This is a genomic window from Pantoea sp. X-Soil-TKNS-1211 (assembly GCF_059730495.1).
On the sequence record NZ_AP035953.1, the window covers coordinates 3,311,330 to 3,337,330 of the forward strand.

The 26,001-nt window shown below is 54.9% G+C and carries 24 protein-coding genes; 10 read left to right on the forward strand and 14 right to left on the reverse strand.

The features are described 5' to 3' along the window. Positions 1-7: 7 nt before the first annotated feature. Both AC6I8W_RS15645 and AC6I8W_RS15650 read right to left on the reverse strand, forming a co-directional pair. A complete protein-coding gene (locus AC6I8W_RS15645; RefSeq protein ID WP_497835757.1) occupies positions 8-703 on the reverse strand; it encodes a creatininase family protein in 696 nt (231 codons plus the stop codon). After that, complete coding sequence (locus AC6I8W_RS15650) at positions 690-1,685, reverse strand: GntR family transcriptional regulator (RefSeq protein WP_497835758.1); 996 nt, start codon at positions 1,683-1,685, stop codon at positions 690-692. Before AC6I8W_RS15650 ends, AC6I8W_RS15645 begins: the two co-directional genes overlap by 14 nt. A gap of 307 nt (positions 1,686-1,992) precedes the next feature. On the opposite strand from AC6I8W_RS15650, the gene AC6I8W_RS15655 reads away from it, so the two are divergent. The 5 genes from AC6I8W_RS15655 (at position 1,993) to AC6I8W_RS15675 (ending at position 7,486) form a co-directional block, all read left to right on the forward strand. Continuing rightward, positions 1,993-3,576, forward strand: coding sequence for an ABC transporter substrate-binding protein (locus tag AC6I8W_RS15655; protein WP_497835759.1), 1,584 nt, complete (start codon positions 1,993-1,995; stop codon positions 3,574-3,576). Between the two features lie 91 nt (positions 3,577-3,667). Continuing rightward, complete coding sequence (locus AC6I8W_RS15660; protein ID WP_497835760.1) at positions 3,668-4,606, forward strand: ABC transporter permease; 939 nt, start codon at positions 3,668-3,670, stop codon at positions 4,604-4,606. Continuing rightward, the gene (locus tag AC6I8W_RS15665; protein WP_497835761.1) at positions 4,603-5,454 is read left to right on the forward strand and encodes an ABC transporter permease; all 852 of its coding nucleotides are present in this window, start codon (positions 4,603-4,605) and stop codon (positions 5,452-5,454) included. Before AC6I8W_RS15660 ends, AC6I8W_RS15665 begins: the two co-directional genes overlap by 4 nt. A gap of 18 nt (positions 5,455-5,472) precedes the next feature. Then, the gene (locus AC6I8W_RS15670) at positions 5,473-6,468 is read left to right on the forward strand and encodes an ABC transporter ATP-binding protein (RefSeq protein ID WP_497835762.1); all 996 of its coding nucleotides are present in this window, start codon (positions 5,473-5,475) and stop codon (positions 6,466-6,468) included. Between the two features lies 1 nt (position 6,469). Then, entirely contained in the window at positions 6,470-7,486 is a 1,017-nt protein-coding gene (locus AC6I8W_RS15675) for an ABC transporter ATP-binding protein (protein WP_497835763.1), read from the forward strand. Positions 7,487-7,537: 51 nt separating this feature from the next. On the opposite strand, the gene glyA is transcribed toward AC6I8W_RS15675, so the two are convergent. Continuing rightward, on the reverse strand, positions 7,538-8,791 hold the full coding sequence (gene glyA, locus AC6I8W_RS15680; RefSeq protein WP_497835764.1) for a serine hydroxymethyltransferase: 1,254 nt from the start codon (positions 8,789-8,791) through the stop codon (positions 7,538-7,540). 337 nt (positions 8,792-9,128) lie between these two features. Between glyA and hmpA the strand changes: the two genes are divergently transcribed. After that, positions 9,129-10,313, forward strand: a complete 1,185-nt coding sequence (hmpA, locus tag AC6I8W_RS15685; RefSeq protein WP_497835765.1) for an NO-inducible flavohemoprotein — start codon at positions 9,129-9,131, stop codon at positions 10,311-10,313. A gap of 94 nt (positions 10,314-10,407) precedes the next feature. On the opposite strand, the gene glnB is transcribed toward hmpA, so the two are convergent. From glnB to AC6I8W_RS15705, 4 genes are all read right to left on the reverse strand, one after another. Then, positions 10,408-10,746: a nitrogen regulatory protein P-II gene (gene glnB, locus AC6I8W_RS15690; protein WP_007886217.1), complete on the reverse strand. Its 339-nt coding sequence runs from the start codon at positions 10,744-10,746 to the stop codon at positions 10,408-10,410. 78 nt (positions 10,747-10,824) lie between these two features. After that, positions 10,825-12,159: a two-component system response regulator GlrR gene (glrR, locus tag AC6I8W_RS15695; protein WP_497835766.1), complete on the reverse strand. Its 1,335-nt coding sequence runs from the start codon at positions 12,157-12,159 to the stop codon at positions 10,825-10,827. Next, positions 12,156-12,824 (reverse strand): two-component system QseEF-associated lipoprotein QseG, encoded by a 669-nt coding sequence (qseG, locus tag AC6I8W_RS15700; RefSeq protein ID WP_497835767.1) that lies wholly within the window; start codon positions 12,822-12,824, stop codon positions 12,156-12,158. The genes glrR and qseG overlap by 4 nt, the downstream gene beginning before the upstream one ends. A gap of 3 nt (positions 12,825-12,827) precedes the next feature. Beyond that, positions 12,828-14,255 (reverse strand): sensor histidine kinase, encoded by a 1,428-nt coding sequence (locus tag AC6I8W_RS15705; RefSeq protein ID WP_497835768.1) that lies wholly within the window; start codon positions 14,253-14,255, stop codon positions 12,828-12,830. Positions 14,256-14,339: 84 nt separating this feature from the next. On the opposite strand from AC6I8W_RS15705, the gene AC6I8W_RS15710 reads away from it, so the two are divergent. Then, entirely contained in the window at positions 14,340-14,648 is a 309-nt protein-coding gene (locus AC6I8W_RS15710; RefSeq protein ID WP_497835769.1) for a hypothetical protein, read from the forward strand. Positions 14,649-14,818: 170 nt separating this feature from the next. Here AC6I8W_RS15710 and purL read toward each other — a convergent pair whose 3' ends face one another. Beyond that, positions 14,819-18,718: a phosphoribosylformylglycinamidine synthase gene (purL, locus tag AC6I8W_RS15715; protein ID WP_497835770.1), complete on the reverse strand. Its 3,900-nt coding sequence runs from the start codon at positions 18,716-18,718 to the stop codon at positions 14,819-14,821. Between the two features lie 280 nt (positions 18,719-18,998). Between purL and mltF the strand changes: the two genes are divergently transcribed. Continuing rightward, complete coding sequence (gene mltF, locus AC6I8W_RS15720; protein ID WP_497835771.1) at positions 18,999-20,459, forward strand: membrane-bound lytic murein transglycosylase MltF; 1,461 nt, start codon at positions 18,999-19,001, stop codon at positions 20,457-20,459. On the opposite strand, the gene tadA is transcribed toward mltF, so the two are convergent. After that, the gene (tadA, locus tag AC6I8W_RS15725; RefSeq protein WP_497835772.1) at positions 20,456-20,953 is read right to left on the reverse strand and encodes a tRNA adenosine(34) deaminase TadA; all 498 of its coding nucleotides are present in this window, start codon (positions 20,951-20,953) and stop codon (positions 20,456-20,458) included. The two genes, mltF and tadA, sit on opposite strands and share 4 nt — an antisense overlap. 52 nt (positions 20,954-21,005) lie before the next feature. Further along, entirely contained in the window at positions 21,006-21,644 is a 639-nt protein-coding gene (gene yfhb, locus AC6I8W_RS15730) for a phosphatidylglycerophosphatase C (protein WP_497835773.1), read from the reverse strand. Between the two features lie 200 nt (positions 21,645-21,844). Here yfhb and AC6I8W_RS15735 point away from each other — a divergent pair, with 200 nt between their 5' ends. Continuing rightward, positions 21,845-22,684, forward strand: a complete 840-nt coding sequence (locus tag AC6I8W_RS15735; RefSeq protein ID WP_497835774.1) for a MurR/RpiR family transcriptional regulator — start codon at positions 21,845-21,847, stop codon at positions 22,682-22,684. 27 nt (positions 22,685-22,711) lie between these two features. Here AC6I8W_RS15735 and AC6I8W_RS15740 read toward each other — a convergent pair whose 3' ends face one another. Next, on the reverse strand, positions 22,712-23,572 hold the full coding sequence (locus tag AC6I8W_RS15740; RefSeq protein ID WP_497838206.1) for a glycosyltransferase family A protein: 861 nt from the start codon (positions 23,570-23,572) through the stop codon (positions 22,712-22,714). A gap of 283 nt (positions 23,573-23,855) precedes the next feature. On the opposite strand from AC6I8W_RS15740, the gene AC6I8W_RS15745 reads away from it, so the two are divergent. Then, complete coding sequence (locus AC6I8W_RS15745; protein WP_497835775.1) at positions 23,856-24,104, forward strand: YfhL family 4Fe-4S dicluster ferredoxin; 249 nt, start codon at positions 23,856-23,858, stop codon at positions 24,102-24,104. Here the strand turns inward: AC6I8W_RS15745 and acpS are convergent. Genes acpS through recO form a run of 3 tightly spaced genes read right to left on the reverse strand, consistent with a single transcriptional unit; the run spans position 24,101 to position 26,000 of the window. Further along, complete coding sequence (acpS, locus tag AC6I8W_RS15750) at positions 24,101-24,481, reverse strand: holo-ACP synthase (protein ID WP_497835776.1); 381 nt, start codon at positions 24,479-24,481, stop codon at positions 24,101-24,103. The two genes, AC6I8W_RS15745 and acpS, sit on opposite strands and share 4 nt — an antisense overlap. Continuing rightward, on the reverse strand, positions 24,481-25,212 hold the full coding sequence (gene pdxJ, locus AC6I8W_RS15755; RefSeq protein ID WP_497835777.1) for a pyridoxine 5'-phosphate synthase: 732 nt from the start codon (positions 25,210-25,212) through the stop codon (positions 24,481-24,483). The genes acpS and pdxJ overlap by 1 nt, the downstream gene beginning before the upstream one ends. Positions 25,213-25,271: 59 nt before the next feature. Beyond that, the gene (recO, locus tag AC6I8W_RS15760) at positions 25,272-26,000 is read right to left on the reverse strand and encodes a DNA repair protein RecO (RefSeq protein ID WP_497835778.1); all 729 of its coding nucleotides are present in this window, start codon (positions 25,998-26,000) and stop codon (positions 25,272-25,274) included. Between the last annotated feature and the right edge of the window lies 1 nt (position 26,001).

Sequence of the window (26,001 nt, forward strand, 5' to 3'; positions counted from 1 at the left end):
TCACCGGCTAGAGCGCGTCAATAATCTCGCGAATTTCCGCCAGCGCGGTTTGCCAGATGGCGAGCATTTCCTCATCGGCGCGCTGATAATAGCCACCGTAGTTGCCATCACCGAGATACGCTTTGGCTCGCGTCGGGTCCAGTTTGCGCAACGCCACCAAATCCACCATCGGTTTTTGCTGTTCCGGTTGTGTCACGCCCGGCAAACGCGTCCAGGGGAAGTTTTCCATCCAGGACGCGTGCGACGCGACCGGATCGATAGACATCACTTTTTCCCAGGTTTTCGGCGCATTCCACCAGTTATGTAGCTGAACCGTCACCCCCGGATGGGTCACCATCCATTCACTGATGATGTTCTGCGCCGGGGCGTTGCCACCGTGGCCGTTGATAAACAAAATGCGGCGAAACCCCTGTCGTTGCAGATTATTAAGAATGTCATTCAGCAGGCATACATAGGTTTGCATGCTCAGACTGATGGTGCCGGGATAGTCGCTAAACGCAGGCGTCATACCAAACGGCATCACAGGGAAGACAGGAATGCCATAAGGCTCTGCGGCCTCGGTGGCAACCCTCTCGGCCAGAATCGAATCCACTGACAAACTGAGCAGCGCATGCTGTTCGGTACTGCCGAGTGGCACGATGACCCTGTCATCGGTGGTGAGATAGTGGGCCAACTGCTGCCAGTTCATTTCACTGATTTTCATTACGGTCCCCGGTGTTGGACACGTGTAAAATATCCTGTTGCAGCAACGGCAAAATCACCCGTTGAATCTCCCCTGCATCAGGAACATGGCGGTACTCAAAAGAACGTTGGTGCTCTCCCAACTGGGTGGTGAGTTCCTGAACGCCGGTGGCATATACCAGGGCATCGGTCTCTTTTAATAGTTCACCCAAGCGGGGATCATCACTTTGCACCACGTTGACCTGGGTAACATGGGGCGCAAAGCGCGCCACGCCAGATGTCATCAACGCAGTAAATTCCGGGAAAATCGACACCACCAGCGTGCGCGTCAGTGGATCGAGCGAGGCCAACGCACGGCGCGTGGCTTCAGACGGAATAAAACTGATATTCAGTAACGGCAGTCCCGGAATCAGTTGGCTGACCTCGCGTCGACGATGGGCAAAGGTCAACAACAGATCGGCGCTGGCCACACGCTGACGCAGTAACAGATCGTTTTTTATATCGCTGAGGGTTGTCGCTTCTACACGGGCGACTTCACCCAAGGCTTCGGCAATACAATGCGCATAATCCCGTGCCGCATCGATAAAATTGCCAATAAAAAACACCGTCTTCTTCTTGAGCTGGCGTTGTCGTTCAGCAAAACGGCTGCTGACCAACGCCCCCAGCTCTGCCGCGCTTAAACCGAGCAACATTCCGCTGTTGATAAATGCATCAAGATGCTGATGCAGATCGTCAAGAGCGAGTTCTGAAGACCCCAACGCCAGCGCCGCATCGGCGATAAAAGTGCCTGCGCCCGGCTTGCTGTACACCAGCTCGGCCGCTTTAAGTTCGCGATACACCTGCGCCACGGTCATCGGTGCGACACCAACCTGTTCGGCCATGTCACGCACCGAGGGAAGCTGCTCGCCCGGTTTTAACGCGCCAAAAGTGATGGCGTATTCAATTATCCCGCGCAACTGCGCCCCCAGCGGGATTGAAGAGTCACGGTCGAGGTGGAATTCCATAACCTGCCTGGTCAGTGTACTGGTCTGCTAATACAATTATGCTGTTTTTTACATCAATTCAAGTCATCAGGCAAAAAAATCATGAAGAAATAATTTACTGTTATAACTATTTCTTATTTTTTGCATTTTTTTTGCGCTAATTATTGACAGTTTGTGAGCAATACATCAATTATCGTACCAGTTAACTAGAACACAATCATCACCGCCATTTTTGCCGGCTCCGCTCGCCCACGTTTTTGGGGGGCATCAATGAGCCAGACAAACCTTTTTTCTGACTTACAAACAGAGAGGCAAGGTCATGAAAGTTATGCCTAAATTAACGTTAATCGCCTTACTGGCAGCGGGGGCGTTCAACACCCTGACGGCCCAGGCGGCGGAGGTAGTACAGCGCGGCGGCACCCTGGTTTACGGGCGCTATGCTGACAGTAATTTCCTCGAACCCATCCTGAACGAAAGCAATAACGATATCTGGATTCTCTCTAACCTCTACGACACCTTGCTGTTGCCGACGAACGACGGCAAGGGCATCAGACCCGGTCTGGCTACGGCCTGGAAGCTCTCGGAGGATGGTAAAAGCCTGACCCTGACCCTGCGTCCCAACACCAAATTCTCTGATGGTTCGCCGATTACCGCCGAAGATGTGAAATGGTCGCTGGAGCGTGCCGCCAAGCCTGGTAATGGCGTGTGGCAATTTCTGGTGAGTGCTATCAATAACGTCACCATCAGCGATCCCCATACCGTGGTGATTCACCTGTCGCATACCGATCCCGCGATTCTCACCGCACTGACGGTTTTCAACACCGCGATCTTGCCGGAGAAACTGTTCGAAGCGGAACCCGGCGCGACCGACCACGACAAAGCCGCAGCATTTGCCGAGCATCCTGTGGGTTCCGGTCCGTTTATCCTCAAGTCGTGGCAACATAATTCCACCATGACGCTGGTGCGCAACCCGTACTACTGGGAGAAAGGCACTGACGGCAAAGCGCTGCCCTACCTCGACAGCATCAAGTTTGAAATCATCCCCGACGATGCGACCCGTATCCTGAAACTGCAATCTGGTGAACTGGATGGTGCCGAGTTTATCCCTTACTCACGCGTTAAAGAATTGCAGGGCAATCCGGCGTTGAATATGGCGCTGTTCCCCTCCACCCGCGTAGAAGTCGCCAGCGTCAACGCCCGCCCGGAGATTGATGGCAAGCCAAACCCACTGGCAAACCCGAAAGTGCGTGAAGCGCTGAATTACGCGACCGACAAAGAGGGCATTATCCAGTTGGTGACCTTCGGACTCGGCAAACCGATGACCTCGTTTATGTCGACCTCCACCCCGCTCAACTCGGGTACCAAGCCGTTGTGGCCGGTAGACGTTGAGAAAGCGCAGTCGCTGATGAAAGAAGCCGGTTACCCGGACGGATTTAGCACCAGCATGAATATCCTGGCAGGCAATGAAGACAGCCTGAGCATCGCCACCGGCCTGCAACAGATGTGGGCGCAGATCGGCGTCAAGTTGACCATTAACCAGATGGACAACGCCACGCTGAACGCCAACTATCGTAAGGGGAATTTCAGCACCCGCATCGGTCCGTGGACTGATGATATCGCCGACCCGAACGAGATCACCTCCTACTACGCGTATTCGAAGAACATTCAGGCGCTGCATTCCGGCTGGAAAAGTGACGAGTTAGACACGCTGTTTGAAGCCTCGCAGCAAGAAACCAATCCGACGAAGCGCGCCGAGCAATACAAGCGCATCCAGGATATCTACAACAGCACCGGTCCGACCATCCCGCTGTATGAAAGCTCCTATCCGGTGGCGCTGAAGAAGAATGTCGAAGGATTTGTCCAGATCCCGCTGGGTAATAACATCTTCACCGAAACCTGGCTGAAGAAGTAATTCACCCTCCTTTACATTGAGTGAAATCCAGGCATCTGGCGCTGTACCCGTGCGGGCTACAGCGCCTGTACGCTGGATTTGGGAGCACGCGTTGACTGAGCTGAATTATATTTTCAAACGCATTCTGCTGATCATCCCGACGCTGCTGGTGATCCTGATAGTCACTTTTGCTATCGTGCGCCTGCTGCCCGGCGATCCAGCCAGCGCCATGATTGGTGATCGCGCGACCGACGCTGACGTCGCGCGCATTAATAACGAACTGGGGTTGAGCCAACCGCTGCCGGTGCAATTTGTCTACTTTGTACGCCAGGTAGCCAGCGGTAACCTCGGCAACTCCTATGCGATGCATGCCCCGGTGACTACGGTGATTGCCGAACGTTTACCCGTCACATTGCTGTTGACCGGGATGGCCGCGCTGTTTTCGTTGGTGATGGCGATCCCACTGGCCTTTATCTCAGCGCTCAAACGTAACGGCGCCACCGATATCACCATTCGTGGCGCATCGCAGGTTACGCTGTCGATGCCTTCGTTTTATATCGGGCTGGTGCTGCTGACGGTGTTTGCCGCCCAGTTGCACTGGTTCCCGGTGGGTGGCTATGGCGATAGCTGGGGACAGCGCCTCTGGCACCTGTTTCTGCCGGCAATGACGCTGGCGGTCAGCATCACTTCGGTGCTGATTGGCAGTCTGCGTAACTCGATTATCGCGGTGCTGGACGCGGAATACGTCACTTTCGCCCGCGCCAAAGGCCTCAGCAGCCGCGTGGTATTGCTGCGCCATGTGTTGCGTAACGCGCTGATCCCGATGCTGAGCCTGTTTGCGCTCAACATTGGCACCACCATTGGCAGCGCGGTGATCACCGAAACCGTCTTCGCCGTGCCCGGTATAGCACGACTGATGGTCGATAGCATTTTTAGCCGTGACTATCCGATGATTCAGGGTCTGGTTATCGTGTTGTCGGTGCTGGTGTCGCTGATTTTCCTGCTTACCGATATCGTGCAGGTGATGATTGATCCAAGGAGAGCGCGATGAGTGAATTGATTGCCCAGCGCTCCCTCACGCGCAAATGGCGTAAACATCTGCCCTGGCCGTCGCAGCTGGGCTGCATCATCCTGGTTCTCAGCCTTTTGATGGCGTTCTTCCCTCATCTGGTTGCTAGCGCCGATCCGCTAAAATTTGATTATCGTGCGATCCTGAAAGGGCCAAGCCTGCAACATATTTTTGGCACCGATAATTTTGGCCGCGATATCTTTTCACGCGTGGTTTTCGCCTACCGTATTGACCTGCAAATCGCCTTCTTCACCACGCTGTTTCCGATGGTGTTTGGCACCCTGGTTGGACTGTTGGTGGGGTATTTCGGCGGGGTTGCCGAAATGTTGTTTCAACGTATCGTGGATGCAGTGGTCACTTTCCCGCTGCTGGTATTGGTGATCGCCATCGTCGCGATTCTCGGTCCGGGCCTCAACAGTATGTATATCGCTGTCGGCATTATTTATTGGGTGTTCTACGCCAAATTGATCGCCGGTGAAGTCAGTATCCAAAAACGCCTTGAGTACGTTGCCGCTGGCAAAGTCATGGGTTACAGCACGCCACGCATCATCTTCCGTCATGTACTGCCGAACGTTATTACCACCACGCTGGTGTACTGGATGACAGATATGGCGCTCGCCATCCTGCTCGGCTCCAGCCTCGGTTATCTTGGCCTTGGTGCGCAACCACCCACCGCAGAATGGGGGGTACTGATTGCCTCCGGCAAGAATTTCATGGACACCGCCTGGTGGATCACTATTTTCCCCGGCATCGCCATCGTCCTGACCGGGCTGGGATTCAGCCTGTTTGGTGACCTGCTGGCCGACTGGCTACGCCCCGGCAGCCGTTAGAAAACATGAGAACGAATTATGCCCAGTGATACATCCCCTTTGCTGGAGGTGAATCAGCTCAATACCCTGATTCACACTTCACGTGGTAGCTTGCGGGCGATCCAGAACGTGAACTTCAGCCTGAAGCCCGGCGAAATTCTCGGGTTAGTTGGCGAATCCGGTTCCGGCAAAAGTGTCACGCTGCGCTCGTTGTTGCATCTGATGCCGTCGAGTGCGGAAATTTCCGGATCGGTGAAATGGCAGGGACGCGAGATTTCGACCATGCGCCCCGCTGAACTGCGCAGCATCCGTGGCGGCGAAATTGCCATGATATTTCAGGAACCGATGATTGCGCTGAATCCGGTGTTAACCGTCTGGCGACAAATCGAGGAAAGCCTGCGCGCGCATACCGATCTGAACCGCAAGCAGCGCCGCTCACGCGCCATTGAGTTATTAAATCAGGTCGGTATCCCCGCTCCGGAACTGCGCCTTGACGATTATCCGCATCAGTTCTCCGGCGGGATGCGCCAGCGCGTGATGATCGCCATCGCGCTGGCGGGCAATCCACGTCTGTTGCTGGCCGACGAACCCACCACCGCGCTGGATGTGACCATTCAGGAGCAGATCCTTAAACTGCTGTTGAGCCTGCGCGATCAGCTCGACATGGGGATTATTTTTGTCACCCACGACCTGGGTGTCGTCGCCCAGCTGTGCGATCGTGTGGCGGTGATGTATGCCGGACGGATCGTCGAGACCGCGCCAGTGGAAGAGATCTTCAGTCAGCCGCGTCATCCCTATACCCAAGGGTTGATTGCCTCAGTACCGCAAAGTGGTGGCGAACGCCAGCCTCTGTTGTCGATCGAAGGGACGCCTCCTTCCCTGCTCGATCTGCCAGCGGGGTGCAGTTTCAGCCCGCGCTGTCGTTATAAAACTGACGTTTGCCTCAGGCAATTGCCCGCGACTGAGGTACTGAATCCACACCATCAGGTTGCCTGCCATCATCACGCCAACCTGATGTTGCCGGAGGGGGTTTGAGATGAGTGAAATGACTTTGCAACGAGGCTTGCCGATTGTCAGCGTCGAGGAAGCCATGGTGCACTTCCCGGTAACCCAGTCGATTTTCGACAAACTTCAGGGCAAGCCACGTAAGGTTGTCCAGGCTCTGAACGGTGTCCGGCTGGAGCTGATGCCTGGCGAGACACTCGGCGTGGTGGGTGAATCGGGCTGCGGTAAATCGACTCTGGCGCGCGCTATGGTCGGGCTGCTGCCCACCAATGAAGGCAAAATCTACTTCAATGGCAAAGACATCGCTACCCTGCATGGCAAAGCGCGACGCAGTTTTAACCGCCAGGTGCAGATGATTTTTCAGGATCCCTACAGCTCACTGAACCCACGCATGACCGTCGGGCAAGTGCTGACCGAGGCGCTATCGGTGCACAACATGTGCCCGAAAAAGGAGATTCCCGCCCGCATTCGCGAACTGATGACGCTGGTACGTCTCCCGCTTGACGCTATCGATAAATTGCCACATGAGTTTTCTGGCGGTCAGCGTCAACGTATTGGTATCAGTCGTGCGCTGGCGGTAGAACCAACGGTGCTGATCGCCGATGAGCTGGTGTCGGCGCTGGATGTTTCGGTGCAGGCGCAGGTGGTCAACCTGCTGCTGGATTTACAGCAGAAACTCAACCTGACAGTGTTGTTCGTCGCCCATGATCTGCGGCTGGTCAGGCATATTTCTCATCGCGTGGCGGTAATGTATCTGGGCGAAGTGGTCGAAATTACCGAGACAGAGCGGTTATTCACTTCGCCATTGCATCCTTATACCCAGGCCCTGCTACGTGCCGCGCCGAGCATGAATCCGCGCGATCGCGGGAATAACGTTAGCCTGACGGGTGAACTGCCCAGCCCACTGTCTCCGCCGACTGGCTGCCGCTTCCATACCCGTTGCCCATATGTCACCGATCGCTGCCGCACGGAACGGCCAGTGCTGGCGGTGAAAGTCGAGGGGCAGCGCGTGGCCTGCCATCTGGTGCCAGTCGAATCCGGAGCATAAAAAAAGGATGGCTTTACGCCATCCTTTTTATCGCTGCAAATTCAGGCCTGATCAGGCATAAACCGGCAGACGTGCACAGATATCCAGCACTTTCTGTTTGGTACGTTCGATGGTGGCTTCATCATTGATGTTGTCCAGCACATCAGCGATCCAACCCGCCAGCTCACGCACTTCCGCTTCTTTAAAGCCGCGACGGGTTACTGCTGGCGTACCGATACGGATACCCGAGGTGACAAACGGGCTTTTCGGATCGTTCGGCACGCTGTTTTTGTTGACGGTGATGTTGGCACGGCCAAGTGCGGCATCCGCTTCTTTACCGGTCAGGTTTTTGCTCACCAGGTCAATCAGGAACAGGTGGTTATAGGTGCCACCTGAAACGATGTTGTAACCGCGATCCAGCAGCACTTCCACCATCGCTTTGGCGTTTTTAGCCACTTGCTGCTGGTAAGTTTTGAACTCGGGTTCCATCGCTTCTTTGAAAGCAACCGCTTTACCGGCGATAACGTGCATCAGCGGACCACCCTGACCACCGGGGAATACCGCGGAGTTCAGTTTTTTGTACAGCTCTTCGTCACCGTTTTTCGCCAGGATCAGGCCGCCACGCGGACCCGCCAGGGTTTTATGGGTGGTAGAGGTCACAATGTGCGCATGCGGAACCGGGTTCGGATAAACATCTGCGGCAATCAGACCAGCAACGTGTGCCATGTCAACGAACAGCCAGGCGTCAACGCTGTCAGCGATTTCACGCATTTTTGCCCAGTCAACTACGCCTGAGTAAGCAGAGAAACCGCCAACGATCATTTTCGGCTTATGGGTTTTCGCCAGTTCAGCCAGTTCGTTGTAGTCAATTTTACCGGTTTCATCGATGCCGTACGGCACCACGTTATACAGTTTACCGGACAGGTTAACCGGAGAACCGTGAGTCAGGTGACCACCGTGCGCCAGGTTCATACCCAGAATGGTATCGCCCGGTTGCAGCAGTGCAGTGTACACCGCAAAGTTAGCCTGAGAACCAGAGTGCGGCTGCACGTTGGCGTAATCAGCGCCAAACAGCGCTTTGGCGCGGTCAATCGCCAGCTGCTCAACGATATCAACGTATTCACATCCGCCGTAGTAGCGCTTGCCCGGATACCCTTCCGCGTATTTATTGGTGAGCTGTGAACCTTGCGCCTGCATAACGCGTGGGCTGGTGTAGTTTTCAGAAGCAATCAGTTCAATGTGCTCTTCCTGACGCACTTTCTCTTGCTCCATCGCCTGCCACAACTCGGCATCATAATCGGCAATGTTCATATCACGCTTTAACATCCGCATCTCCTGACTCAGCTAACTTTTTAACGGCAGTTTAAGCCCCGCGAAGGGGCGAAGGCCCACAGTGTAAACCGTTTTGGCAGGTGGCGGTAGCCGCAATCCTTTCTTTTTACGCAAACGATTGGCAGGGCGCTGGAACGGGTTTTTTACGCATTTTTGCAAGCCAGATAATCACGATATTTACTCAGGATGAAGCGGAAAAAATTTCAGGTTTGCGAGGCGGATTCCAGAGCAGGCGAAAGATCCCGCAACAATCAGGGGGATTTACAACCGCTGCGTCTCGATCATAAGATGCATTTAAAATACATCTTTTAAATTGCTATGAGGATTCACCATGCTCGACGCACAAACCATCGCTACGGTTAAATCGACCCTGCCCGCCATCGCCCAATTAGGCCCTCAGCTCACTGGCCATTTCTATCAGCGTATGCTGACGCAGCATCCGGAACTCAAAGACGTGTTCAACATGAACAATCAGCGCAGCGGCAATCAACGTGAAGCGCTGTTCAACGCGATCTGCGCTTATGGTGCCAATCTGGAGAACCTTGCCGTGCTGCTGCCTGCGGTAGAAAAAATCGCCCAGAAGCACGTCAGCCTGAATATTCAGCCGGAGCAGTACGCGATCGTGGGTGAAAATCTGCTGGCGACCATTCAGGAACTGCTGAATCCGGGCGAAGAAGTATTGCAGGCCTGGGGCAAAGCCTACGGGGTGCTGGCTGAGGTGTTTATCCAGCGCGAAGAGAGCCTTTATCGCACTTCAGCGGCGAAGCTCGGCGGCTGGCGTGGCGCGCGTGATTTCCGCATCCTTGCCATTCATCAGCAAAGCAGCGTGATTAAAAGTTTCGAACTTGCCCCCGTTGATGGCGAGGCGGTGGCAGACTTTCTGCCTGGCCAGTATCTGGCGATCAGCCTGCGCCCGAACAGCACGGGAAATCTGCAACATCGTCAATATTCACTGACACACCAGCCGAATGGTCAGTTCTACCGTATTGCCGTAAAACGCGAAGACCAGGGAAGCGTATCGGGTTGGCTGCATGATCTGGCAAAAGTGGGTGATGTGGTGCAGTGCGCAGCACCCGCGGGGGATTTCTTCCTGCAAGTGACACCGACGACGCCAGTCACGTTGATCTCGGCGGGTGTCGGCCAGACACCGATGCTGGCGATGCTGGCGACGCTGGCCGGGCAGGCGCATCCGGCTGCCGTTAACTGGCTGCATGCGGCGGAAGATGGCGAACAACATGCATTCGCTAAAGAAGTGACCGAACTGGGTCGCCGCCTGCCACACTTCGCCAGCCATATCTGGTATCGCCAGCCCACCACCGAAGATGCGGGGCGTTACGATGCGCAGGGATTAATGGATTTAGGCTCTGCTTCCGCATCGTTGGGCCAGGCTGATCATCAGTTTTGGTTGTGCGGCCCGCTGGCGTTTATGCAGTTTGTCGCTCGTCAGTTGCTGGATGCCGGTATCGATGCTGACCGCATCCATTACGAGGTGTTTGGTCCGCATAAGGTGTTGTAAATCAGGGATTACGCGATAAATCGCGCCGCTACGCCTGCCATAAAAAAGCCCGCAGCGCGAAACGGTGCGGGCTTTTCAGCAATTCAAGGGGCGATTAGATCGCCTCTTCGTCCTCTTCGCCGGTACGGATACGTACCACGCGGGCGACATCGAAGACAAAGATTTTACCGTCGCCGATTTTGCCAGTCTGTGCCGTTTTCATGATGGTCTCGACGCAGGTATCAACGATATCGTCGCCCACCACCATCTCGATTTTTACTTTCGGCAGAAAGTCGACCATATACTCGGCACCGCGATACAACTCGGTATGGCCTTTCTGACGACCAAATCCTTTCACTTCGCTGACCGTCATCCCGGTGATACCGACTTCGGCTAATGCCTCGCGTACATCATCGAGTTTAAATGGTTTGATAATTGCATCGATCTTTTTCATGACAGATCCTTTTTTCACTCCCTCCGTGGCCGGACGGGTAACAGATAGTATAAGTGTTTCTGCCGCAGCCGCAGCAAGCTACTCTTTAAAATCGCTGGCGTCCAGTTCATGGCGCGACAGCAGCTTATAGAATTCAGTACGGTTGCGTCCAGCCAGACGCGCCGCATTGGTGACATTTCCTTTGGTCATTTGTAACAGCTTGCGCAGATAGTTCAGCTCAAACTGATTACGCGCTTCGACAAAAGTCGGCAGCGCCGTGTTTTCCCCCGCCAGCGCCTGTTCCACCAGCGCATCACCAATGACCGGCGAAGTGCTCAGCGCTACGCACTGCTCAATCACGTTGACCAACTGACGCACATTACCCGGCCAGCTGGCACCCACCAACCGTTTCATCGCATCGACGGAGAAACTGCGCACAAAGGGTTTATGGCGATCGGCCGACTGGCGTAACAGATGATTAGCCAGCAATGGGATATCCTCCGCACGCTCATGCAGCGCCGGGATCTTCAGATTCACCACGTTAAGGCGATAGTAAAGATCTTCACGGAAACTCTTCTTTTCCATCGCTTTAGGCAGATCACGATGGGTGGCAGAAATGATACGCACATTGATATTGACATCATTGTTGCTACCGAGCGGGCGCACTTTGCGTTCCTGCAACACACGTAGCAGCTTCACCTGCAATGCCTGCGGCATATCACCAATTTCGTCGAGGAACAGCGTACCGCCTTCCGCTGCCTGGAATAGCCCTTCACGTGCGCTAACCGCACCGGTAAACGCCCCTTTGGCATGGCCGAATAGCTCTGACTCCAGCAATTGTTCCGGTAACGCACCGCAGTTGATAGCGATAAAGGGTTTGCTGGCGCGGGGACTGGCCGCATGGATCGCCTGTGCCAACACCTCTTTACCCGTGCCGCTTTGACCATTAATCAAAATGCTGACATCCGATTGTGCCACCATATGCGCCTGTTCGAGCAGACGCAGCATCAATGGGTTACGTGTGACGATCGCTTCACGCCATCCGTCATCACTGGCCGGAGCGCGCTGCGCCAGCGCTTCATCAATGGCTTTGTACAGCGCATCACGATCCACCGGTTTGGTGAGAAAGCTGAATACCCCCTGCTGGGTGGCAGAAACCGCTTCCGGGATCGATCCGTGCGCGGTCAGAATGATCACTGGCAGACCCGCATGGCGCTTCTGAATTTCACCAAACAGCGCCAGGCCATCCATCTCATCCATGCGCAGGTCGCTAATCACCAGATCAACCTTCTCTTTTTGCAGATGGCGTAGGGCCTCCGGGCCGCTGGCGGCGGTTGCCACCTGATAGCCTTCACTGCTTAAACGCATCCCCAATAACTTCAGCAAACCAGGATCGTCGTCCACCAGCAATAATCGTGCGGCCTGTTTCATCATGGCTGCTCCTCATTGGTGCTGCTGCTGTGTGAAGTGTCGCTGCTGTCGGGTGCTTTACGCGAGGACAACTGGCGTTCAATATCGGTCAGACGCTCCAGCTTGTGTTGCGTATCATCCAGCGACTTACGCAAGGTGCGTTGCTGCTGACGCAGATTATCCAATTCGACGTCGCTGCTCTGTTGCAGACGTGCATAACGTCCGCGCGCCTCACTCAGTTCAAGTTGCGCGGCCTGATTGCTACGCCACAATTGAATCAACGGACGTACCGCCGCAGGAAACGCCATGCTGTAACCATCCAGCGTTTCCACGTAATCACGGCGCTCCTGCGGCGTGACGTTGCCGTTCGCCAGCAAAATGCCCTGCTTAAAGGCACGCGACCAGCTCTGCACCGGCCAACGACGCGCTTCTGCTCTGGCTTCCGCCGGGGAAAGGCGCTCGGCGCAATCAATCGCACGCTGCCAGTACAAGGGATTATTCATCGCCGCAGCGTAATCAATTTGCCAGATGTTGCCGCAATCAGTAGCCAGATAATCCGGCAGACGCACCTGCGGCTCCGGCAGGGTGCTGTCATCACGCGGGGCATTGCCTTTCGTCGGTGCATGGCAGCCCGCCAGACCGAAAACGATCAAGCCAGCTGCGAATAAGTTGTTGAGGGATAATTTCATCGATCAGGCATTCCCGGCGGTGGTAGTCAAAATGATACGAAAACAGACATCCGCGTCCTTGCGCGTCACCAATTGCAAATCACCCCGCATCCTGCGCAGGCAATCTTTGGCAATGCTTAAACCCAGGCCGCTGCCTTTAACCGGCCCTTTGCGCTGCTGGCTGCCCTGGTAAAAAGGCTCAAAAATCATCGCCTGCTCCTCAGCCGGGATGGGTGTGCCGGTGTTTGCCACCTCAATCCACACCTCATCGCCCTTCTGTTGGCTTTGCAGCCAGATGTTACCGGATTCACTACCGTAGTTCACGGCGTTCGAATAAAGGTTATCGATCACCCGTTGTAACAACGTGGCTTCCGCCAGGCAGTGATTCACCTGCAAATCCACATGGGTGTTCATTTGTCGGGCATGCGCGGGCAGCGAATGTGACTTGACCACGGTTTCGATGATGGTATCCAGCGTCACACTCTCCAGCGCCATTGGGCCATCCGCCAGCTTGCGGTTGTAATCCAGCAGTTGCTCAATCAGGCGTTGCAGATGACGGCTGCTGGTATCGAGAATCGCCACCACTTCCTGCTGCTCGCTATTGAGCGGACCGGCCACCTGATCGGCCAGCAATTCCGTACCTTCACGCAGGCTGGCAAGCGGCGTTTTCAACTCATGGGAAAGATGGCGCAGAAACTCATGTCGCTGCGTCTCCAGCCAGCTTAGGCGTTCACTTAACCAGACGATGCGTTGGCCGAGGGAGCGAATTTCTCGCGGACCACGAAAGCTAACGCTGTCGCCTAACGCTTTCCCCTCGCCCAGCCGGTTAATCATGCGTTCGACACGTTTGACCGGGCCGATGATCATCCCGGTAAACAGCAACACCAATGCCAGACTGATCAGGAACAATATCAGCGCCTGCCAGCCAAAAAACTGTCCGCGATCGGCAATTTCTCGCTGCAATTGCAGCCCGCGTGAAAATACCACTTCGCGCGTTGCCTGTACCATCTGGGCGTTAGTATCAGAGAAACGCTCCAGCGCCTCCGCCGCGGCTGTAGCCGGGTTGCCATTGGTGCATTGCAACGTTTCCAGCTGCGGCAACGTTGCCGCCAGGATTTTGAACGCAGGTAATTCCGGCAGGCTGGCCGCATGACTGCTGAGCATCTGATCGTAACGCACGCGTTGCGACTGATATAAACGGGCCAGCGTCTCATCACCCAATACGCAATATTGGCGATAGCTGCGCTCCAGCTCGATAGCCGTGCGTGCCATCGCTTCGCTACGACGCACATCGGTAAAGGTGTTGCGATTGGTATCCGCCGCCTGATTACTCAGCGCCGACAGGCTTTCCCATGCCTGCCATGCCAACACCAGCAATGGCAACAGCACCAGCAGGAACGCCATCAGCACCAGTTGACGCAACGATCGGGGAAACAGACGCCATCTCTTCACAACGGATTTCCTTAAAATTTGACTGAGGAATGCTAGCGGAGTCTGACAGCGGAAGAAAGAACAGAAAAGAAAACGGCAGGCGCTATGCCTGCCGTTGAGCGCGACGCCAAATGCCTCACGCGGGAAAAGGTGGTGCCTTACTCAACGTTACGTCCGATGCTTGATAACGTTGCAAAGCAAGCGATTATCGGTTGGGTGGACGGCAGGCACCGTTTGGTGCGTCATTCAGTTTTTATGAGCTCGGCCGCAATGCGGGGCAATCATAAGCAGGAGAATGAGCAACATAAACAGTATAGCAAGTATCGTGCCAAAAACAAAATAACGTTGATTATCAGAGTAATGCCCGATGAAATGCGCGACTCGCTGGAATTTTTTTACCGTTCGGTCCGGTAAAGTGTCGCTGATTAGCAACGCGTTTTCGGAGTAAAAATTACCATCAATAATATCAACAATTTAAATGTCACCTTTTGACGACAGAGTAACCGTAGCGGTGTCGCCGTTTTCAGACATTCAATAAAAAGGGCGCCCTGATGGACGCCCCTGATGCGCGATAAATCGCGCCGCTAGTGCGGTAAACCCAACTGCTTACGCGCGTTGCGGAAAATACGCATCCACGGGCTATCCTCGCCCCACTCTGCCGGGTGCCAGGAGTTGCTGACGGTACGGAATACACGTTCCGGGTGCGGCATCATAATGGTGACGCGACCGCTGTCATTGGTCACGGCAGTGATCCCGTTTGGCGAACCGTTCGGGTTGGCCGGATAGGTTTCCGTCACCTTGCCGAAGTTGTCGACGAAGCGCAGCGCCACCAGACCTTTGCTTTCCAGCGCGGCCAGATGCGCACCATCACGCACTTCAACGAAACCTTCACCGTGCGACACCGCGATTGGCATACGCGAACCGGCCATGCCGTCCAGCAGCAGCGACGGGCTGGCGGCCACTTCCACCAGGCTGAAGCGCGCTTCAAAACGTTCTGACTGGTTACGGACAAAGCGTGGCCACAGTTCGCTGCCCGGCACCAGCTCGCGCAGGTTGGACATCATCTGGCAGCCATTACACACGCCCAGCGCCAGGGTCTGCGGACGATGGAAGAAGTTTTCGAACTCATCACGCACGCGGCTGTTGAACAGAATCGATTTCGCCCAGCCTTCACCGGCACCCAGCACGTCACCGTAGGAGAAGCCGCCACAGGCCACCAGCGCGTGGAACTCTTCCAGACCGCGACGGCCTGCCAGCAGGTCACTCATATGCACGTCAACGGCGGTGAAACCGGCACGATGGAACGCAGCTGCCATTTCAACGTGGGAGTTGACGCCCTGCTCACGCAGTACCGCAACGCGTGGACGCGCACCGGTGGCGATCATCGGCGCGGCCACATCCTCTTCCGGCTTGAAGGTCAGTTGGACGTTCAGGCCAGGATCGTTGTCGTTTTTCTTCGCTTCATGTTCCTGGTCAGCACAGGCCGGGTTGTCACGCAGACGCTGCATCTGCCAGGTGGTTTCTGCCCACCAGGTGCGCAGGGTGGTACGGCTTTCGCTGTACACCGCGTGCTCGCCAGAACGGATAACAAAACGGTCGCCTGGCAGTGCCTGACCAATCACATGCACATTGGCGCTCAGACCGTGGTCGGCAAAGGTTTTCAGCACCGCATCACGATCCGCTGCGTTGATCTGAAGCACTGCGCCCAGTTCTTCGGTAAACAGCGCGGCCAGCGCATCGCTACCCAGTGCGGCGATATCCGCCTCGACACCACAGTGGCCGGTGAACGCCATCTCAGCCAAGGTCACCAGCAGACCACCGTCGGAACGGTCATGGTAGGCCAGCAGTTTTTGCTCGGCCACCAGCGCCTGAATGGCGTTGAAGAAGCCAGCCAGTTGCAGAGCATCACGCACATCGGCGGGTTTGTCGCCCAACTGACGATAGACCTGTGACAGCGCAGTTGCGCCCAGGGTGTTCGCACCGTTGCCGAGATCCACCAGCAGCAGCAGGTTGTCTTTATTCGCCTGAAGCTCCGGAGTGACGGTACGGCGTACATCTTCAACACGGGCAAACGCGGTGATCACCAGCGACAGCGGTGAAGTCATTTCGCGTTGTTCGTTGCCCTGCTGCCAGCGGGTTTTCATCGACATTGAGTCTTTACCCACCGGGATGGTGATACCCAGCGCCGGGCAAAGTTCTTCACCCACCGCTTTCACTGCTTCATACAAACCGGCGTCTTCACCCGGGTGACCGGCAGCCGACATCCAGTTGGCAGACAGCTTAACGCGCTTCAGTGAACCAATCGCGGTTGCGGCCAGGTTGGTCAGGGCTTCACCCACCGCCAGACGGCCTGAGGCGGCGAAGTCGAGCAGCGCCACTGGTGCACGTTCACCGAGGGAGAAGGCTTCACCGTAGTAGCTATCGAGGCTGGCGGTAGTGACCGCACAGTTAGCTACCGGAATCTGCCACGGACCAACCATCTGGTCACGCGCCACCATACCGGTCACGCTACGGTCGCCAATGGTCACCAGGAAGGTTTTCTCAGCCACGGTCGGCAGGTGCAGCACACGGTTTACCGCATCGGCAATAGTGATGCCTTCACGCTGCAACGCTTCGCCTTGCACCTGCTGACTCACCACATCACGTGTCATCTTCGGCGTTTTGCCCAACAGCACGTCGAGCGGCATGTCGATCGGTTTATTGTCGAAATGGCTGTCGGCCAGGCTCAGATGCTGTTCTTCGGTGGCTTCACCAATCACCGCATAAGGTGCGCGCTCGCGTTTGCACAGCTCATCAAACAGCGGCAGTTTGTCCGGAGCCACCGCCAGCACATAACGTTCCTGTGATTCGTTACACCACACTTCCAGCGGGCTCATGCCCGGCTCGTCGCTCAGCACGTCACGCAGGTTGAAGCGACCACCACGGCCACCGTCGCTGACCAGCTCCGGCATGGCGTTAGACAGACCGCCCGCGCCCACGTCATGGATAAATAGAATCGGGTTAGCTTCACCCAACTGCCAGCAGCGGTCGATCACTTCCTGGCAGCGGCGCTCCATTTCCGGGTTGTCACGCTGAACCGAAGCGAAATCGAGATCGGCATCAGACTGGCCGGAAGCCATCGATGACGCGGCACCACCACCCAGACCGATGTTCATCGCCGGGCCACCCAGCACGATCAGTTTGGCACCGACAACGATCTCACCTTTCTGAACGTGATCGGCACGGATGTTACCAATACCGCCCGCCAGCATGATTGGCTTGTGGTAACCACGCAGTTCCTCACCGTTGTGGCTGTTCACACGCTCTTCGTACGTACGGAAGTAGCCGTTCAGGGCCGGACGACCAAATTCGTTGTTGAACGCAGCGCCGCCCAGCGGACCTTCGGTCATGATATCCAGCGCGGTGACGATACGGTCAGGTTTGCCGAAATCCTCTTCCCACGGCTGTTCAAAGCCCGGAATACGCAGGTTGGAAACCGAGAAGCCCACCAGACCCGCTTTGGGTTTGGCACCACGTCCGGTTGCACCTTCGTCACGGATTTCGCCACCGGAACCGGTCGCGGCACCCGGCCACGGCGAAATCGCCGTCGGGTGGTTGTGGGTTTCTACCTTCATCAGGATATGGGCTTGTTCCTGATGGAAGTTGTATTCGCCTTTTTCAGCATCCGCGTAGTAGCGGCCTACTTCAGAACCTTCCATCACCGCCGCATTGTCTTTATACGCAGACAGCACGTGATCCGGCGTTTGTTCGAAGGTGTTTTTGATCATTTTAAACAGCGACTTCGGCTGTTTTTCGCCGTCGATAATCCAGTCGGCGTTGAAAATTTTGTGACGGCAATGTTCAGAGTTCGCCTGCGCGAACATATAGAGTTCAATGTCGTTCGGGTTGCGGCCCAGGTGGGTGAAGGCATCCAGCAGGTAGTCGATTTCGTCATCGGCCAGTGCCAGCCCCAGCGTAGTGTTGGCTTGCTCCAGCGCCTGGCGGCCACCACCCAGCACATCCACGCTTTTCAGCGGTTGCGGTTCATGGTGAGCAAACAGCTGCTGCGCCTCGTTGAGATCACCAAACACGGTTTCCATCATGCGGTCATGCAGCAGGCTGGCGAGAGTTTGCCACTGCGCATCACTCAGCTCAGGAGCCTGCACGTAGAACGCCATGCCGCGTTCCAGACGACGCACCTGCGGCAGATCGCAGTTGTGGGCGATATCGGTCGCCTTGGAAGACCAGGGTGAAATGGTGCCGGGACGTGGAGTCACCAGTAACAGACGCCCTTGTGGCGCATGCTCGGCGAGAGACGGACCGTATTTCAGCAGGCGTTGCAGGCGGGCTTTTTCGTCCGCACTCAGCGGCGCGCTGACATCGGCAAAATGGACGTACTCGGCGTAAATATCACTCACCGGCAGATGAGCGTCCTGAAAGCGGGTCAGCAGTTTGTTTACACGAAATGCCGACAGGGCGGGCGAACCACGCAGAATTTCCATCATTAAAGATCTCTCGTCTTCGAAGCGCCGGGCGACGCTTCATTGGGCGCAACAGGGAAAACGGGGCGTATTATAGAGAAACGGCACCGGTTACGAAACCGTTTGCGCAGAATTTATGGCTATTTATGGGTATTAGCAATTGCCTGAAAATTGCACAAATCTTGCTATATAAGTTGCTCCGGCCCGCTTTGTTGCGCAAAATGCCCTTCGCTCTGGGAGTTCAAACAAGATCAATACTGCCTATTAAAAGACAGAGGCCTTAGAGCCAGCGAGAGACAACTATTTGAAACGCCTGAAATTAAACTATCTGTTCATCGGTCTGATCACCGTGCTACTTGCGCTGGCACTGTGGCCATCAATCCCCTGGTACGGGGGTGGTAAAGACGCGATATCGCAGATCAAATCGCGGGGAGTGCTGCGCATCAGTACCGTCAACTCCCCACTGACTTACTACACCGTCAATAATGCCCCAGCCGGTATGGACTACGAGCTGGCGAAGCGTTTCGCCGATTATCTGGGCGTCAAACTTGAAGTCACCGTGCGACCGAACCTCGGCGATCTGTTTGACGATCTTGATGATGGTAAAGCGGATTTGCTGGCGGCGGGTCTGATCTACAACAACGATCGCATCGCCCGTTATCAGACCGGACCGAGTTATTACTCGGTATCGCAACAGCTGGTATACCGCATTGATAAGCCGCGACCGAAGAACCTCGGTAACCTGAAAGGCCGGTTGGTGGTGCAGTCCGGTTCGGCGTACCTGTCAACTTTACGTTCCGCTAAAGCCAATTACTATCCCGAACTCGACTGGTCAATCGCCGCCGATCAGGGACAAAAAGCGCTGCTGGAAGCGGTGGCGGATGGCAAGCTGGATTATACCGTCGGGGATTCTGTCACCATCGGCTTGCTACAACGTATCCATCCACAGCTGGCGGTGGCCTTCGACATCACTGACGAAGAGCCGGTCACCTGGTATCTGCCGCGTAATGAACAGGATGACAGCCTGAACGCCGCAATGCTCGACTTTTATAGCCAGATGGGCGAAGAGGGTACGATGGCGCGACTGGAAGAAAAGTATCTTGGTCACGTCGGCACCTTTGATTATGTCGATACCCGCACCTTCCTGCGCGCGATAGACAACACGTTGCCAGATATTAAGCCGTTATTTGAAAAGTATGCCTCCAGCATCGACTGGCGTTTACTGGCTGCCGTCTCCTATCAGGAGTCACACTGGAACCCACAGGCGACGTCCCCCACTGGCGTACGCGGCATGATGATGCTAACGCGCAATACCGCCGACAGTCTTAACGTTGCCGATCGCCTCGACCCAGAGCAAAGCATCCGTGGCGGCAGCGAGTACCTGCAACGGATGATTGAAAAAGTCCCCAGCACCATCCCGGATGATGAACGTATCTGGTTTGCGCTGTCCGCTTATAACATGGGTTACGCACATATGCTGGATGCGCGCAAGCTGACCGCCAAACAGGGCGGCAACCCGGACAGTTGGGCTGATGTGAAGCTGCGTTTGCCGATGTTAAGTCAGAAACGTTATTACGCACAGACCACTTATGGTTATGCCCGCGGACAAGAAGCATACAACTACGTCGAGAACATCCGTAAGTATCAGATTAGTCTGGAGGGTTACTTGCAGGAGCAGGAGAGACGTCTGGCGCAGCAATCAGCGCTGGAAGCAGAACTGGGTGCTGGTTACCCGGCAGTTGAACCCAAAATTGCGATGAATTAACCGGCGTTACGCTGCGTCTGCCGCAGCGCTTTCTTTTGCTCACGGCGCATGCGGAAAAAATCACTCAACATCGCTGCACATTCCTCCGCCAGCACGCCAGAATCGATCTGTATCTGGTGATTCATCCCCGGATGCCCAATCACATCCAGCAGCGAACCGGCAGCGCCGGTTTTTTCATCTTTTGCGCCGTACACCAGCCGGGTAATCCGGCTGTGCACCATCGCCCCGGCACACATCACGCAAGGCTCCAGCGTGACATACAACGTGGTATCCAACAGGCGATAGTTTTCCAGCACTTTACCGCCCTGACGGAGCGCCATCATTTCCGCGTGTGCCGTCGGATCATGCTGACCAATTGGTCGGTTCCAGCCTTCGCCAATCACCGTGTCGCCCTGTACCAGCACCGCACCAACCGGCACTTCACCCTGCTCCCACGCCAGGCGTGCGAGACGCAATGCGTGACGCATCCAGTATTCATCTGTCTGTGAGTTCACCAGGTTACTCCTGCGGGCTGTTAAGGCGGCGCATTATAACGGAATCGAAGGGTTATTCCAGTTGTTGCAAATCACCCTGCGGGGTGACACGCCAGCGATGCTGACAAAAGAACAGCAGCGGGTTGTCCTGCTTGCTGTCGCTGTAGCCACTGTATAATTGAAGCGGCGTGCCGATCTTTTCCTCCAGCTGCGCCACTTTTTCATGCCCCAGGCAACGCATCGCCAGTACCCGTCCTCCACGACCTGGCTTCATCTGGCTGGCGATCAACTGCACGCGCGGCAGAAAAGATGAGTCGAAATAGACCTGCTCGACCAGCGATTGTGGTGAACCGGTAATCAACCAGACATCCGCATCATCGCTGCTGAGATAGTCGGTCAGCCGTTGCTGGACCACCGGAAAAGCGGTGACACGCTGACGGAACCAGCGGGCAAATTCCGCTTCACGTTGCAACAGGCGTTTTTCACTGTGCCCAAAGGTGATCGCCCACAGTAGCAAACTCATCGGCCAGCGCGCGGCGCGACCTTTCAACAACAATCCCACGCCGATCACGGGCAATAATGGCAGCACCAGCAGCAAATTCAGCGGCTGATGTTTCAGCAGATAGCGCATAAATGTACCGAACATATCCTGCTGATGCAGCGTGCCGTCGAGATCAAAAAACACCACGCGTCGTTGCGTACCCTTTGTCAAACCACTCTCCTGGTATTCTGCCGCATGTGCCTTACAGTGTAGCCAGCATCCACGGTCGGGGTGAAAAGTGTCATTTTTAATTCCAATGACTACAATGCCTGCTGAATAGTTTATTCTCTTGGTCGGTAGTCTGTCATGCGACATTCCCTGCCGCATACATCAGACTTAAAACGCATTACGTTCTGAATTAAGGATCGGACATGAGTTCATTGCTGCGGATTCGCCAGCTTTATCCGCGCCTGGCGCTTAATGAGCGTCGGCTGGCGGATTTTTTGTTGTCGCAGCCAGATCGGGCGCGGCATCTGAGTTCGCAAAAACTGGCAGAAGAATCTGGAGTCAGCCAGTCCAGCGTGGTCAAATTCGCCCAGAAGTTGGGCTATAGAGGCTTCCCGGCATTAAAACTGGCACTGAGCGAGTCATTGGCCGATCGCGATGCCATCACCGTGCACAACCATATTCTCAGCGATGACCCACTTAAAGTGGTGGGTGAAAAACTGCTGGCCGAGAAAATATCGGCAATTCGCGCCACCCTGGATATTAACAGCGAAGAGATGCTGTTACAGACGTTGCAGTTGCTGAAAAACGCCAACCGCATTCTGTTGGTAGGCATTGGTGCTTCAGGTCTGGTGGCAAAAGATTTCTCGTGGAAACTCATGAAGATTGGTATCAACGCGGTCGCCGAGCAGGATATGCATGCGCTGCTTGCCAGCGTGCAGGCCATGACAGCGGGTGATGTGTTGCTGGCCATCTCCTATACTGGCGAACGGCGAGAAATCAATCTGGCAGCGCAGGAAGCAGCCCAGACCGGTGCCGATGTCCTGGCATTTACCGGGTTTACGCCTAATACCTTGCAGCAGTGCGCCACCCATTGCCTGTATACCGTCGCTGAGGAACAAAGTACGCGCAGCGCAGCCATTTCCTCAACCAGCGCCCAACTGGCGCTGACCGACCTGCTGTTTATGGCGCTGGTGCAGAATGATCCGGAACGTGCCTCCAGCCATATTCGCCATAGTGAAGAACTGGTGAAAAAACTCGTGTAAGCCGTGCCGGATATGTAGCGGCGCGATTTATCGCGCTGCATACGCGCATAACCAACGCCACCACCACAAAGGACGCCAATATTTTCTGATTTTTGGTGCGGTGATTGGTCGACGATTGTGACTTTTCAATTTCACCCAGTCAAAATTCAGGAACAGTCGACTATGACCAAATTCTTTACCAAAAGAGCAGCACTCTTTCTTCTTACGTAAATCGACCTGCGTATTTACCGATAAATCACGTTCTAAACTATGATAGCTTTTCGATCTATCCAGAACACGTTCATAACACCAAACATTCTTTGGCATATAACGTTGCTGTGACCCTTGATATTTCTGGTATTTCACAAATCGATAATCTTCTGCGCCATACTCACCACAATATTCCTCATCATAACCATAAAAACGCAAGAAGCGGGCGCGACTCATAAAAAAAAGATTGGCATGGCCTTTATAGTAAGTCCCATCGGTACGCTGGCGACGCAACTTGTAGAAGCGTCGTCCCGGATTTGCCATATCAGCCAGAGAAGCTAAGGTGGCGGCCGGGAATGCGTGGTCGAGATCTGACATCAAAATTTTATCAGATTTGGCATAGGTCACTCCCAGATTACGTGCTCCTCCCTGGTTCCACTTAATATCACTGGTAATACGCAGCCAGGTAAAATTGATATTCAGCTCAGGAATGTCGTACTCAATAGGTGAGCCGTCATCGACAATAATAAATTCGATGCGATCTAATAAATCAGCTGGATAAGCTTCATACTCATTCAACAATGATAAAACAGAATCAATCGATTCCTGATTGCAATAAAAGTGGGTAATGTAACTTAAATCAATATGGGACTTATCAGCAGCATGACGCTGCCTGATTAATTCGAACGCGACATCCATTTTCAATCCATCGACCTTATCCTTGATGTCGCGACATGCTAACTCAAAAAAATTACATCTCCTCATTAGTTCATCTGAAAAATAATTGAGATTATTAACCTGAAAAAAATCAACCATCAGACTCATGACATCATCACGGAAATTTGATAAATATCATCATGTCAAAGTTTTGCGCTAGCGCAAAACGGATGAAGAAAAAACGTACTTCAGATTGGGGCAACGAATGAATTGTGGTAAGGTGCGCGCCTTATTTGACGCCCTTACCCCAGATACTGAACAGATCATGGCTTTACTGATTACCCAGCGTTGTATCAATTGTGACATGTGCGAACCGGAGTGCCCTAATCAGGCCATCAGTCTCGGTGATGCCATCTACCAGATTGATAGCGACCGCTGCACCGAATGTGTCGGTCATTATGATGTACCGACCTGTCTGAGCGTGTGCCCCATCGATAACACCATCATTCCCGACGCACAGCACCCCGAAAGCCGTGAGGCGCTGTGGGAGAAATTTGTGGAGTTACACCACTAATTTTCGATAATCACCGTGGCACAGGCGTAATGACGTTCATCCGCCAGCGTGACATGCACATGCTGCACGCCGAGCTGGCTGGCAATTTCGGCGGCATGCTGGAAGAAACGAAGCCCCGGTTTACCCAGCGCATCGTTGTAGACTTCAAACTGGTTGAAGGCCAACCCGCCGCGGATGCCGGTGCCAAAAGCTTTCGCTGCCGCTTCTTTCACCGCAAAACGCTTCGCCAGAAAACGCACCGGCTGCTGGTGCGTCTGATATTGCTGCCATTCGGCCTCGCTTAACACTCGACGCGCCAGGCGATCACCGGAGCGTTCAATCACTCCAGCAATACGTTCGATTTCAACAATATCAGTACCCAGCCCGAGAATAGCCATTAACGACGCGCTTCCCGCATCAGCAGTTTCATCTCTTTAACCGCCTCGGCCAGGCCGCTCATCACCGCACGCCCAATAATCGCGTGGCCGATATTCAGTTCATGCATTTCCGGCAGCGCCGCAATCGGCAGCACGTTATGGTAGGTCAGGCCATGACCCGCATTCACTTTCAGACCGAGGCTGGCAGCAAAAGTTGCCGCTTTACGGATCCGCTCCAGCTCTGCATCACGAGCCAGACCTTCAGGCGCTTCGGCATAAGCACCGGTGTGAATTTCAATGTATGGTGCGCCGCTTGCCACGGCCGCTTCGATCTGGCGATGATCGGCATCGATAAACAACGACACCAGAATACCCGCCTCGCTCAGAAGCTTCACTGCAGCATTGATTTTGTCCTGCTGACCCGCTACATCGAGACCACCTTCAGTGGTGACTTCCTGGCGCTTTTCCGGCACCAGACAACAGAAGTGCGGCTTGATATCACAGGCAATACCCACCATCTCATCGGTCACCGCCATTTCCAGGTTCATGCGCGTCTGGATGGTATCGCGCAGAATACGCACATCACGATCGGTGATATGACGGCGGTCTTCGCGCAGGTGCACAGTAATGCCATCCGCGCCAGCCTGCTCAGAAATAAATGCTGCCTGCACTGGATCGGGATAATTGGTGCCACGTGCGTTACGTACAGTGGCGATGTGGTCAATATTGACCCCTAACAGCAACTCAGCCATGACAATCCTTAACCAGGGTTAGTGAGTTTACAGTGTACCGCGTAGCAACAGGACTGGCATCATTCGCTCGTCGCGTCTGGCCTTTTTTTCGGCACAAACTGGCGAAAGAGTTCCTGGCTCTTGAGCGGCTTACCGCCCAGGTAGGGTTTCAGCGCCATCCGAGTAAAGCGTTTGGCGGCACGCAGGCAATCGGCATCGGGAAAATCGCGTTCCCAGAGCGCCCGCAACTGGCGGCCAGTAAAACTCCGCTGGTTCACCACCAGGCTGGCAATAAACCCTTTCTCTTCACGGTAGCTGTAGGTCATACCATCATCCACCTCTTCCCCACTGCCCGCACAGTGTAGGAAATCGACGCCGTATCCCAGATGCCCAAGTAGCGCCAACTCGAAACGGCGCAATGCCGGCTCCGGCGTGCCGCTGGCGGCAGCAAGCGCCTGGATACAATTCAGGTAATCGAAGAAAAGATCAGAGAAAGGAATTTCCTGCTCCAATACCCGCGACAGCAGTTCATTGACATAGAGGCCGCAGTAGAGCGTGATGCCGCTCAGGGGGAGCGCCAGCGATACCGCTTCCGCGTTACGCAGCGTTTTGACTTCGCCGCGCCCGCCCCAGCGCACCAGCAAGGGAGTGAATGGTTGTAACGCACCTTTGAGTTGCGAACGACGCGAGCGTGCACCTTTGGCAAGGACACGCACACGCCCTTCGCTTTCGCTGAAGAGGTCGAGCAGCAGGCTGGTTTCGCTCCAGGGGCGACTATGCAGCACAAAGGCGCGTTGCCAGCCTTCCATC

What these genes read in the sequence shown, in the direction of transcription:
- AC6I8W_RS15735 (WP_497835774.1), top strand. Translation starts at nt 21,845, where the DNA reads ATGAGTTCATTGCTGCGGATTCGCCAGCTTTATCCGCGCCTGGCGCTT.
- purL (WP_497835770.1), bottom strand. Translation starts at nt 18,718, where the DNA reads ATGATGGAAATTCTGCGTGGTTCGCCCGCCCTGTCGGCATTTCGTGTA.
- AC6I8W_RS15675 (WP_497835763.1), top strand. Translation starts at nt 6,470, where the DNA reads ATGAGTGAAATGACTTTGCAACGAGGCTTGCCGATTGTCAGCGTCGAG.
- glnB (WP_007886217.1), bottom strand. Translation starts at nt 10,746, where the DNA reads ATGAAAAAGATCGATGCAATTATCAAACCATTTAAACTCGATGATGTA.
- glyA (WP_497835764.1), bottom strand. Translation starts at nt 8,791, where the DNA reads ATGTTAAAGCGTGATATGAACATTGCCGATTATGATGCCGAGTTGTGG.
- recO (WP_497835778.1), bottom strand. Translation starts at nt 26,000, where the DNA reads ATGGAAGGCTGGCAACGCGCCTTTGTGCTGCATAGTCGCCCCTGGAGC.
- hmpA (WP_497835765.1), top strand. Translation starts at nt 9,129, where the DNA reads ATGCTCGACGCACAAACCATCGCTACGGTTAAATCGACCCTGCCCGCC.
- acpS (WP_497835776.1), bottom strand. Translation starts at nt 24,481, where the DNA reads ATGGCTATTCTCGGGCTGGGTACTGATATTGTTGAAATCGAACGTATT.
- qseG (WP_497835767.1), bottom strand. Translation starts at nt 12,824, where the DNA reads ATGAAATTATCCCTCAACAACTTATTCGCAGCTGGCTTGATCGTTTTC.
- AC6I8W_RS15710 (WP_497835769.1), top strand. Translation starts at nt 14,340, where the DNA reads ATGCCTGCCGTTGAGCGCGACGCCAAATGCCTCACGCGGGAAAAGGTG.
- pdxJ (WP_497835777.1), bottom strand. Translation starts at nt 25,212, where the DNA reads ATGGCTGAGTTGCTGTTAGGGGTCAATATTGACCACATCGCCACTGTA.
- AC6I8W_RS15655 (WP_497835759.1), top strand. Translation starts at nt 1,993, where the DNA reads ATGCCTAAATTAACGTTAATCGCCTTACTGGCAGCGGGGGCGTTCAAC.
- AC6I8W_RS15650 (WP_497835758.1), bottom strand. Translation starts at nt 1,685, where the DNA reads ATGGAATTCCACCTCGACCGTGACTCTTCAATCCCGCTGGGGGCGCAG.
- glrR (WP_497835766.1), bottom strand. Translation starts at nt 12,159, where the DNA reads ATGATGAAACAGGCCGCACGATTATTGCTGGTGGACGACGATCCTGGT.
- AC6I8W_RS15645 (WP_497835757.1), bottom strand. Translation starts at nt 703, where the DNA reads ATGAAAATCAGTGAAATGAACTGGCAGCAGTTGGCCCACTATCTCACC.
- AC6I8W_RS15670 (WP_497835762.1), top strand. Translation starts at nt 5,473, where the DNA reads ATGCCCAGTGATACATCCCCTTTGCTGGAGGTGAATCAGCTCAATACC.
- AC6I8W_RS15665 (WP_497835761.1), top strand. Translation starts at nt 4,603, where the DNA reads ATGAGTGAATTGATTGCCCAGCGCTCCCTCACGCGCAAATGGCGTAAA.
- AC6I8W_RS15740 (WP_497838206.1), bottom strand. Translation starts at nt 23,572, where the DNA reads ATGGATGTCGCGTTCGAATTAATCAGGCAGCGTCATGCTGCTGATAAG.
- AC6I8W_RS15745 (WP_497835775.1), top strand. Translation starts at nt 23,856, where the DNA reads ATGGCTTTACTGATTACCCAGCGTTGTATCAATTGTGACATGTGCGAA.